Origin of the sequence: Sphingobium sp. ba1 (assembly GCF_000743655.1) — a bacterium.
In the GTDB taxonomy this organism is placed as follows: Bacteria; Pseudomonadota; Alphaproteobacteria; order Sphingomonadales; family Sphingomonadaceae; genus Sphingobium.
Map to the genome: position 1 here is coordinate 708,552 of NZ_JPPQ01000069.1, position 11,151 is coordinate 719,702.

The window sequence follows — 11,151 nt, forward strand, 5'->3', positions numbered from 1 at the left end:
GGATACCCATGCGCTGCATGTTAGTCGCCACGCTGCGCCGTATGTCGTGCAACGACCATTCCGGCACCTCCGCGCCCATAACCTTAGTAAGATCGGCCCGAATGCGATTGACGGCCTTGGATATGCCACTGGCCGCATTGTCGGGATTACCAACGGCCGGGAATAGCTTCGCGCTGCCATCGATAGCGGGGATTTGTTCGATCAGGTCGATTACCGCCGGTGCCAGATGCAGGACATGAGCCTGCCCATTTTTGGCCCGCTCGGCTGGGATCGTCCAGATTTTGCGCTTCATATCGAACTCTGCCCGCTCGGCCTCGAATACCTCCGATCGTCGCGCTCCGGTCAACATGAGCAATTTCAGGCTCGCTCCCCAAGGCGCTGGCTGGGCTTCAGCAACTTGCCACAGCGCCCGCAATTCTGCCTCGCTCAATATCCGAACCCTTGATTTCGGCTTAGGGGGCCGCCTGGCATCTCGGCAGGGATTGGCTGGCAATCGGTCCAGGCCAGGAAGCGCCCACGTGTAAAATGCTGACAGTTGGGCATGGACCGCGCGCGCCATGACAGGGGCATTGGCTGCGACGTCATCGATCAGCCGCGTCACGTCGCCCCGCGTGATGGCATCCGCCATGCGGTCGCCAATCGTGGGCAGAACATATTTCTCAAATATGCGCGTCACCTCCCCGATCGATCGAAGATCAGCTTTTGCCGCTTGGTATGCAGGCCAAAGCGCACTGACGGTTCCGGCCCCTCTCCCGCCCCGCCTTGGCGTTGACAGCGTCGCGGACGGGTCTTTACCTTCCTCGATATCGTTTAGGACCGTGCGCGCCTTCTTACGGGCCTCCGCAAGTCCGAACCGGGGACCATAGCGGCCAAGTGTGATGTTGCGGATACGCCCGCCCACACGCTTGCGAACGATGAATGTCTTTGCGCCAGATTTGCCAATGCGGAGGCGCAAACCCGGCACCTTGCCATCGCTGATTTCCGCCTGCCCCTCAGCCGGAGGCTTCATTCCCAAGATCTTCGAGTCGGTCAGGACAATGGCCTGCATCACTGCTATCCTCGTTCAGTGGCTCGGCAAATGTGTTACCTTAGGTAACAGATGGCCCGATATACCCCGGCATTAGCTGGAACGATACAGGACATAAAAATGGCTGAATTGCAAGCATTATGGGGGTTTTCGGGACATGCCGGAACATGCATGACTATAACTTTTAATCAGTAGGTCGCTGGTTCGAACCCAGCTGGACTCACCATAGCCTTCCCCCATGTGCCTGATGATCAAGCCGATCCGCGCGTCGGTCTTTTTAGCGCTTGCCTCGACACCGCTGAGCGGGCATTCTCCTCTCGGTCGCATCACTATGCCGTGACAGGATTGTCACCCCCCGTGTCAATGCGAGGCCCCTATCCATGACCATCATCAATGCGCCCGCCCGTGCCTTTGCCGCCCGGCCATTTGCGGCTGCTGAAACGGCCACGCCCGATCCATGGTTCGATGCTGCGGCCTATGCCCAATTGCTGGGAACCAGTGACAATGATCTAATTCGTGGCGGCGCGGACGATGACGAGATTGGCGGTCTTGACGGCGAAGACCTGCTTTACGGCGCAGCGGGCGATGATCTGGTCGAAGGCGGCATGGGCCAGGACATCGTCAACGGCGGTAGCGGCCATGACCGGCTATATGGCAACAGCATCGCCAATGATGGCGGTGATGGGGCCGACATTGTGATTGACCGGCATGGCGGCAGCGACATGCTCTACGGTCAGGCGGGCGACGACCTGCTCGAAGTCGAACGGCGCGACCTCTACAGCAACATCATCCTGATGGATGGCGGTGCCGGAAACGACCGGATCACCCTGCGCACGCATGGCCGTTTCTTCGACCATGTCACCGCATTGGGCGGTAGCGGCGATGACCGGATCATGATCGAGGGCGTGCTGACGGGCATGATCGATGCGGGAAGCGGCGACGATCTTGTCACCATCGACCCGCGCTTTGGCGACGTGACGGTCACGCTGGGCGACGGTGCAGACGTGCTGTTGCTCGCGGGCCAGTCTGACGGCCTGCTTGTCGGCCCGACCATCCATGTGACGGACTTTGACAGTGGCACGGATCGGATCGACCTGCAGGCGCTGTTCTGGACGTCCGTGCCTGGATGGACCAGAAGCGACGATCCGTTTGACGCGGGATTTTTGCGTCTGGTGCAGGACGGTGCAGACACACGGCTGGACATCGACCAGGACGGCGGCGGTACCGCTTATGATTTCCAGAGCCTGTTGACGTTCGACGCTACCCTTCCCTCTACCCTGTCGGCTGCGGATTTCGGCATGGCAGTGCCGGGACAGGTCGTTCTGGGCGTGGATCGCTCTTATTATAATGACGACCTGCTGCTGGCATGGGGTGGAACGGTGGAGATGCGCGGGTTGGACGGCTCCGACCGGATTGAAAATCGCGGCGGCGACGGCCTCCTGATCGGTCACACCGGCCGCGATTCTATCGTCGGCGGGATCGGTAACGACATCCTCTATGGCGACGATCCCGAAAATCCGAGCGTCGTTTACGGGGCCGCCGACACGTTGATCGACAGTCGCGGCGGGAATGATCAACTATTCGGCCAGGCATGGGAAGATGTGCTGATCGTCCGGCGGTCGGGCATGATGGCAGCCAGCGACATAATGATGGATGGCGGTCATCATAGCGACCTGCTGCTGTTCGATGCGGTCGGCCGGACGCTGGACAGTGTCACCGCCCTCGGCGGAAACGGCGAGGATCGGATCGAGATCGGATCGGTCCGACGTGCAAACATAGACGCAGGCAGCAGCAGTGATCGCGTTCATGTCACCCCCTCGCATGGCCTTGTGACGGTTACACTAGGCAGCGGCGCAGACAAGCTGACCCTTACACCCTCCAGCGTCCCCTTGTCGCCCGGCGGCCTCATCCATGTCACCGACTTCGCCATCGGTACGTCCCTTTACACAAGCGATCGCGTCGACCTCGACACGTTTCTCCGCGACACGCTGCTTGGCTGGAACGGCCTGTCCAATCCCTTTGCCGATGGCTATCTGCGTCTTGTCCAGTCCGGGCCGGACGCGCTGTTGCAACTGGACCGGGACGGCAGCGCTGGCAGCGTCCATGGCTATGCCACGCTATTGGCGTTCGATGCATTCATGGCGAGTGATCTAACAGCATGGCAGCTTGGCTATGATCCGGCGGGCCTTGTGGCCGCCCGCGCCGTCGATGACGGGGGGACCGGCAATGATCGGCTAACCGGATCGACCGGCAATGACCTGATCCGCGGTCTCGACGGCAACGACACGCTGATGGGCAGCAATGGCGATGATCTGTTCGAGGGCGGCGCTGGCGCTGACCAGATCACGGGCGGTTCGGGCAATGATATCATGCATGGCGACAGCGCCGGCAGTGATACGGGCGGCGGTGCCGACCGGCTCTATGACAGGACGAGCGGCGATGACCGGCTGTTCGGCCAGGGCGGCGACGATCTTCTGGAGGTAACGCGTGGCAATCGCTATGCCGTGCCAGACCGGCTACTGCTCGACGGTGGCATCGGGGCCGATCAGATTAATTTCCGCGCGGTTGACCCCTATCACATCGTCACCGCTTTGGGCGGTGATGGCAATGACATCATACTGGTGGACGGGGCTGCGACCGGAAGGATCGACGCTGGCGCCGGTAATGATCGGGTGACCATTGGCGAGGGCAGCGATTTTCGCGTGACGCTGGGCGCGGGCGCGGACCGGCTTTCCCTGGAAGGTAACCGAAACGCCCCAGTGGTTGTGACTGACTTCCACCTCGCCGAGGACAGTCTGGTGCTAGACGCTCGTGCCATGGGCATCTCCCTGAACTCCAGCCAGTTGTTCCTCGATGGTCGACTGGCACTCGCCCAGTGCGGCGCAGACACATTGGTGCTGCAATATGATTATGCGGCCGCCAGGCCTTTTTTCGTCGTGCTGGTGCTTGAAAATGTCCTCGCCACTATGCTGACCAGCACAGACTTGGGCGGCATGACGCCGCCTGACGGCCTCATCTTTCTGCCCCAGTCGCAGGCGGACAGCCTGATCGGTACAACGGGGGACGATCGCCTCTACGGTCTGTTCGGCACGCACCAACTGGCTGGCGGCAGTGGCGACGATCTCTATCTTGTTGATGACGCAGGGGATATGGTCACTGAACAGGCCGGGGAAGGCACGGATGTCATTCATACGAACATGATGCGTTACACCCTGCCGGACCATGTCGAACAGCTGACTGGCACATCGCAGTATAAACAATGGCTTACCGGGAACGACTTGGACAATGTCATCGAGGGTAGCGATGGCGAGACAGTGATCGACGGCGGCCTTGGGGCCGACCGGATGATCGGCGGCTGGGGCGGCGACGTGTATATGGTCGACAATGTTGGCGATGTCATCGAAGACGGTTACGGCATGGATGCCGTCCGCACGACACTCCCGACCTACACATTGAGAGGGCCGATCGAAAATCTTTACGGCATGCTCGACAGCGGCCAGACGCTGAACGGCAATCAGCTGGACAATCGCATCGCCGGTGGCGACGGCGCAGACATATTGACCGGATCCTTCGGCGACGACATTCTCAATGGCGGCCGGGGGGCCGATCAGATCGCAGGGGGGCCGGGCGATGACATATTGATCGTCGATCATGTGGCGGATACGGTGATCGAACTGGCTGATGAAGGCAGCGACACGGTCCGCACGGCATTGCTGACCTACACCCTGCCGGAGCATATTGAACATCTCATCGGCACCAGGGCATCCTCGGGTCAGACCCTGATTGGCAATGCCGCCTATAATGAGATTATCGGCACACGCGGCAATGATGTGATCGACGGCGGCGGCAACAATGACCGGCTTAGGGGGCGCGAGGGCGCTGACACATTCCTGTTCAGCAGAGCGCCGCAGGCTGTCGGGTTCGACATCATCCTTGACTTCCAGTTGGGCGAAGATCGTTTTGCCCTGTCCCAGGCCGCCTTCGCCGACATCGGGCCGATCGGCACATTGGATGCTGGTGCCTTTCGTCTCGGCAACGCCGCGATCGACGCCGATGACCGCATCCTCTATGATGTCGCGTCCGGACTGTTGGCATATGACGCGGACGGATCGGGGCCGACCGCCGCGCGCCATGTCGCACAGGCGCGCGACCTGTTCGACCTGAGCGCAGCCGACATATTCATCGTGGCCTGATCCAGGAGCAACAACAGCAGGTGACAACCATCCTGTCGATCAACCCCCTCTACCAGGATTGGCTCAACCTGCTGATGGTGCGGATGCGCGCGCCCGATGGGCAGGAATGCGACCGGCATGTGGTGGAGATGCGCCGCGCGGTGGCGTTGCTCCCCTTCGACCCGGTGCGGCGCGTCGCGCTGACCGTATCGATGCCGCGCGCGCCCGTCATGATGGCCGGCTTGCCCGACATGCTCGAAGCGATTGCGGGCTTGCTGGAGGATGACCCTGAAGACTGCGCCAGGCGGGAGGCGATGGAGGAAGCGGGCGTGCAAATCGGTACGCTCATTCATCTGGGGCAAATCTGGAGCATCCCCAGCGTCGTCATCGAGAAGATCGATTATTATCTCGCCGAATATCGCGCCGCAGACCGGATCGCGGCGGGCGGCGGCCTGGACGAGGAGCAGGAGAATATCACCGTCCACGAACTGCCGCTCGATACGCTGTGGACGATGATGGCCAACAAGCAGATCAGCGATGGCAAGCTGGCGATCACGCTGATGGCGCTGCGCCTGCGACGGCCCGACCTGTTCAGCGTGCCGGTGGAATGACCATGACGGAGCGGGCAGCGACCTCGACCGCTTCGCCGTTCAGCCGGAACCAGCAAGCCTCCCCGTCGCCATTGACGCAGATCGTGAGGCCGCTGCCGCGATAGCGCAACGCGAAACGACGCCGCTGTGGGTCTTCCCATTGCGCGACACTCAGCGGCGCGCTGCCCTCGTCCAGCCAGGCGACGTCGGCGTCCGACAATATCGCCGTGCCGCGCAGATCCGCATTGCCCGCGCGCAAGGCCGCCAACGCAAAGGCATCCGCCTCCAGCGCCATATCGCGCCCTGCCCAATCGACCCAGCCGATCGCATTATCCTGCGCATAGGCATTGTTATTGCCCTGCTGCGTCCGCCCGAACTCGTCGCCTGCGGTCAACATGATCGTCCCGCGCGAAGAAAAGAGCGTGGCGAGCAGTGCGATGCGATCGCGACGACGCGCCGCTTGCACGGCCGGGTCGTCGCTCGGCCCCTCGACGCCATTATTCCAGCTCAGATTCTCGCCATGGCCATCGCGATTTTCCTCGCCATTGGCGAGATTGTGGCGCTGTTCGTAAGATGTGACGTCCGCCAGTGTGAAGCCATCATGCGCGGCAAGGAAATTGACCGTCCGGGTCGTCGCGCCACCAAAAATGTCCGACGATCCCGCCAGCCGGGTCGCCACCGCGCCCAACATCCCGGCATCGCCGCGCCAGAACCGGCGCATATCGTCGCGATAGCGGTCATTCCATTCCAGCCAAGGATCGCCAAAATGGCCCAGTTGATAGCCGCCCGGCCCGATATCCCAGGGCTCGGCGATCATCACCCGGTCGGCCAGGATCGGATCGGCGCGCATCGCCTCCAGCAGCGGCGCGCGCGGATCGAACCCATCCGCCATCCGCCCCAGCGCTGGCGCCAGGTCGAAGCGGAACCCGTCCACCCCCGCCTGCGTCACGAAATAGCGCAGCGAATCGAGGATCAGGCGGCGGACCATCGGCTGGTTGCAGGTAATGGCATTGCCCGTGCCGGTATCGTTAATCAGTTGCCCATTGGCCGCATGCCGGAAATAGTCGCGCGCATTCAGCCCGCGCAGCGATAGCGTCGGCCCCTGGGCATCGCTTTCCCCATCATGATTATAGACCATATCGAGGATGACGCCGATCCCCGCCACATGCAGCGCGGCCACCGTCTCGCGCAGTTCGGCGATGCCGCCAGGCGCCAGGCGCGGGTCGAGCGCGAACCAGTTGACCGGATTATAGCCCCAATAATTGGTGAGGCCGAGCGGTCCCAGATGCCGCTCATCGATCCAGGCATTGATCGGCATCAGTTCGATAGCCGACACATGCAGTCGTTGCAGATGCGCGATCACCGCCGGATGCGCGAGCGCGGCGATGGTGCCACGCTGCGCTTCCGGCACATCGGGATGCAACATGGTGAAGCCACGCACATGGAGCTCGTAGATCAGGCCACCGGGACGGAAACAGGGTAGCGCGCTCGGCAAAGGCGCCAAGGGCGCTTCGACAACGCCTTTGGGCATAAGCGGCGCGGTATCGGGCCCCTCTCCGCGCGGCGCAGCCAGCGCGGGGTCATAGACGAAGGCGCGGTCGATCGCCGTCGCATAGGGATCGAGCAGCAATTTGTCGGGATCGAACCACAGCCCCGCTCCCGGATCATAAGGGCCATCGGCGCGATAGCCATAACGCGCACCTGCGCCCACGCCTGTCGCCTCGCTATGCCACACACCGCACTCGCCGCGCGTCATCGCCATCCGGGTTTCGCAGTCAGCCGCATCGAACAGGCAGAGCCAGACATGGCTCGCCTCCGGTGCCCAGACCGAAAAATGCACGCCACTTGCGCTCAGTCGCGGCGCGGCCGGACCTGCGCTCACGCCGCCGCCGTCAACAAGCTGCGATAAAGCGCCGCATAGCGCGCTGCGCTCTGGCCCCATGACACATCGGTCCGCATCGCCGCCCGCTGCATCGCCTGCCACACTGGCCGATCGCGATGCAGCCGCACCGTGCGCGCAATCGCGCCATACAAAGCCAGTGGGTCCGATGGGGCAAACACCACACCTGTCGCTGCGCCCGCCGCCACCGCCGCCGCATTGGCGTCGATCACCGTGTCCGCAAGCCCGCCAACCCGTGCCACCACTGGCAGACAGCCATAGCGCAGCCCATAAAGCTGGGTCAGCCCGCACGGCTCGAAGCGCGACGGTATCAATATGGCATCGCCGCCCGCCTGCATCAGATGCGAGAGCGGCTCGTCATAGCCGATTCGGACGCCGATCCGCCCGCGATGGCGATCGGCCGCGCCCAGAAAAGCGCCCTCCAGCGGATGATCGCCCGACCCCAGCAGCGCCAGCTTCGCGCCCAGCCCCACCAGATGATCGAGCGCATCGACCATCAGGTCCATGCCCTTCTGCCAGGTCAGGCGGCTGACGATGATGAAGATCGGCGCGCCATCGGCATCCAGCCCGAACTGCTGCTCCAACGCCCGCCGATTAGCGAACCGCCCCGCCAGCGCCCGACCGCTGAAAGCCTTGGGGATCAGCACATCGTCCGCCGGGTTCCAGATCGCGGTATCGACTCCATTCAATATCCCGTGCAGTCGATCGACCCGGCCATTGATCAGGCCGTCCAGCCCCATGCCATGAACAGGCGACCGGATTTCCTCGGCATAGGTCGGGCTGACGGTCGTGATGGCATCCGCCGACACCAGCCCGGCTTTCAGATAGCCTACGCCGCCATAATATTCGACGCCATCCACGCCCCAGGCTTCGGGTGGCAGGCCCAATTGCCCGAACACATCCGCCCCATAGCGCCCTTGAAACGCCAGATTATGGATCGTCACGACCTTGGGCACCGCATGGGCCGGACCAAAGCGCATATAGGCCGTCGTCAGGGCCGCTTGCCAGTCATGGACATGCACTACATCGGGCCGCCAGCCCTTGATCCCGTCCGACGCAATATCCGCGCCGACCCGCGACAGTGCGGCAAAGCGCCGCCAATTATCGACCCAGTCATGACCTGCATGATCGCCATAAGGCCCGCCTTCGCGCGCGAAGAAATCGGGCGCATCCAGCACCAGCAGATCCAGCCCATCGACGCGCGCGGCCAGCACCGTCGCGGCCACGCCGAACAAAGCGTCGTAGCGCCGCATGACCTTCGCCTTGCCTATGCGCGCGATGACGGCGGGATAGCCCGGCACCAGCGTTCGGGTCGCCACACCCTCCCCGACAAGCGCACCGGGCAGCGCGCCAGTGACGTCGGCCAGACCCCCGGTCTTGATCAGCGGATAGATTTCGGACGCGACGGAGAGCAATTGCATGACGATCAGGCGACCAGCCGTTCGATCATCGGCTGCGTCACAAGGCAGATGCCGCTGTCGGTCCGGCGGAAGCGTTGGGCATCCTCCGTCGGATTCTCGCCGATGATCAGGCCCGGCGGAATGATGATCCCGGAATCCAGCACGCATTTATGCAGCCGCGCACCCCGCCCGATTTCGCAATTCGGCATGATGACGCTATCGGTCACCGACGAAAAACTATGCGTCTTGACGCCGGAGAATAACAGACTGCGATGCAGTGAGGAGCCGGACACGATGCAGCCGCCCGCCACCAGCGAAGAGGTCGCGGACCCGCGCCGCCCATCCTCATTATGCACGAACTTGGCAGGCGGCGTGACCTCCGAATAGGTCCAGAGCGGCCAGCTACGGTCATAGAGGTCGAGCGAAGGCACCACATCGGTCAGGTCGATGCTCGCCTGCCAATAGGCGTCGATCGTGCCGACATCGCGCCAATAGGGTTCCAGCTCGCTTTCGGCCCGCACGCAACTGGCCGAAAAGCGGTGGGCGACAGCTTTGCCATGTTTGACGATATAGGGAATGATGTCCCCGCCGAAATCGCGCTTGCTGTGCGGATCATCCGCATCGCGCCGCAATTGCTCGATCAGGAAGCGGGTCTGAAACACATAAATGCCCATCGACGCCAGCGCGACGTCAGGCTGGCCGGGGATGGCGGGCGGATCCTTGGGCTTTTCGATGAAGGCGGTTATGACGTCCTTGTCATCGACATGCATAACGCCAAAACCAACCGCCTCCATCCGCGGCACTTCCAGGCAGCCGACGGTGACATCCGCACCGCTGTCGACATGCTGTTGCAGCATCAGCTCATAGTCCATTTTATAGACATGGTCGCCCGCCAGCAGCACCATATATTCGGGCGCATAGCTTTCGATGATGTCGATATTCTGGAACACAGCGTCGGCGGTCCCTTCATACCATTGGCTTTCCGACACGCGCTGGCTGGCGGGCAAGATGTCGAAACTTTCATTGCGTTCGGGGCGCAGGAAGTTCCAGCCGCGCTGCAAATGGCGGATCAGCGAATGGGCCTTATATTGCGTCGCGACGCCGATGCGCCGGATGCCGCTATTAAGCGCATTGGACAGCGCGAAATCGATGATCCGCGCCTTGCCGCCGAAATGGACCGCAGGCTTGGCGCGCTTGTCGGTCAGTTCAGCCAGGCGGCTGCCACGCCCGCCCGCCAGCACATAGGCCATGGCATCGCGCGCGATCGGCTGGTGTCTTATCTGCATTATGGGCCTCTCCTCATTATCGCCCACGATCGCCTGCACGCGCCCGTTGGTGTCACATATCCAGTTCGAACATCAGCGTGGCGAACGGCGGCAGGGTGATGTTCGCCCAGCCCGTCTCATCCGCCATCACCATGCCCATATTCCCCGCGCCGCTACCGCCATAGTCGGCCGCATCGCTGTTCAATATCTCGCGCCAGCGCCCCCCCGAAGGCAGCCGCATGCGATAGCCGTGGCGCAGCACAGGGGTAAAATGGCTGATCACGACAATTGGTTTCGCGCCGGGCGCGCGTCGCTGCCAGGCGAACACGCTATCGGCCGCACCGTCGACCAGCACCCATTCGAAACCTTCCGGCTCGCAATCGCGGGCATGAAGCGCCGCGCGGCTGCGATAGAGGCGGTTGAGGTCACCCACCAGATGCTGCACCCCCAGATGCGCGGCATGGTCGAGCAGATGCCAGTCGAGCGCCCGCTCCTCGCTCCATTCGCCGCGCTGGGCGAACTCCTGCCCCATGAACAGCAGCTTCTTGCCGGGATAGCCCCACATCAGGCCATAATAGGCCCGCAGCGTCGCGAATTTCTGCCAATCGTCGCCCGCCATCTTGTGCAACAGCGATGATTTACCATGCACCACTTCGTCATGGCTCAGCGCCAGCACGAAATTCTCGGCAAAGGCATACATGAGGCCAAAGGTGATATCGTCATGATGATGGGCGCGATGCACCGGCTCGCGCTGCAAATAGCGCAGCGTGTCGTGCATGAAGCCCATATTCCATTTG

7 protein-coding genes are annotated in these 11,151 nt (G+C 62.5%); 2 read left to right on the forward strand and 5 right to left on the reverse strand.

Annotation, left to right across the window (positions count from 1 at the left end; genetic code table 11):
- Window positions 1–1,048: tyrosine-type recombinase/integrase (locus IL54_RS22765; RefSeq protein WP_193378820.1), on the reverse strand; the 1,048-nt coding region annotated here is incomplete at its 3' end.
- A 359-nt stretch (window positions 1,049–1,407) separates the two neighbouring features.
- Between IL54_RS22765 and IL54_RS06435 the strand changes: the two genes are divergently transcribed.
- Both IL54_RS06435 and IL54_RS06440 read left to right on the forward strand, forming a co-directional pair.
- Window positions 1,408–5,220: a calcium-binding protein gene (locus IL54_RS06435; protein WP_037474128.1), complete on the forward strand. Its 3,813-nt coding sequence runs from the start codon at window positions 1,408–1,410 to the stop codon at window positions 5,218–5,220.
- Between the two features lie 20 nt (window positions 5,221–5,240).
- Window positions 5,241–5,810 (forward strand): NUDIX domain-containing protein, encoded by a 570-nt coding sequence (locus IL54_RS06440; RefSeq protein WP_037474130.1) that lies wholly within the window; start codon window positions 5,241–5,243, stop codon window positions 5,808–5,810.
- Here IL54_RS06440 and glgX read toward each other — a convergent pair.
- From glgX to IL54_RS06460, 4 genes are all read right to left on the reverse strand, one after another.
- Complete coding sequence (gene glgX / locus IL54_RS06445; protein ID WP_037474131.1) at window positions 5,791–7,671, reverse strand: glycogen debranching protein GlgX; 1,881 nt, start codon at window positions 7,669–7,671, stop codon at window positions 5,791–5,793. The two genes, IL54_RS06440 and glgX, sit on opposite strands and share 20 nt — an antisense overlap.
- A complete protein-coding gene (glgA, locus tag IL54_RS06450) occupies window positions 7,668–9,116 on the reverse strand; it encodes a glycogen synthase GlgA (protein WP_037477967.1) in 1,449 nt (482 codons plus the stop codon). Before glgA ends, glgX begins: the two co-directional genes overlap by 4 nt.
- Window positions 9,116–10,375, reverse strand: coding sequence for a glucose-1-phosphate adenylyltransferase (gene glgC / locus IL54_RS06455; protein ID WP_037474133.1), 1,260 nt, complete (start codon window positions 10,373–10,375; stop codon window positions 9,116–9,118). Before glgC ends, glgA begins: the two co-directional genes overlap by 1 nt.
- A gap of 52 nt (window positions 10,376–10,427) precedes the next feature.
- Window positions 10,428–11,151: alpha amylase C-terminal domain-containing protein (locus tag IL54_RS06460; protein WP_037477969.1), on the reverse strand; the 724-nt coding region annotated here is incomplete at its 5' end.

Coding starts and splice junctions, on each gene's coding strand:
- IL54_RS06435 (WP_037474128.1), top strand. CDS start 1,408: ATGACCATCATCAATGCGCCCGCCCGTGCCTTTGCCGCCCGGCCATTT.
- glgC (WP_037474133.1), bottom strand. CDS start 10,375: ATGCAGATAAGACACCAGCCGATCGCGCGCGATGCCATGGCCTATGTG.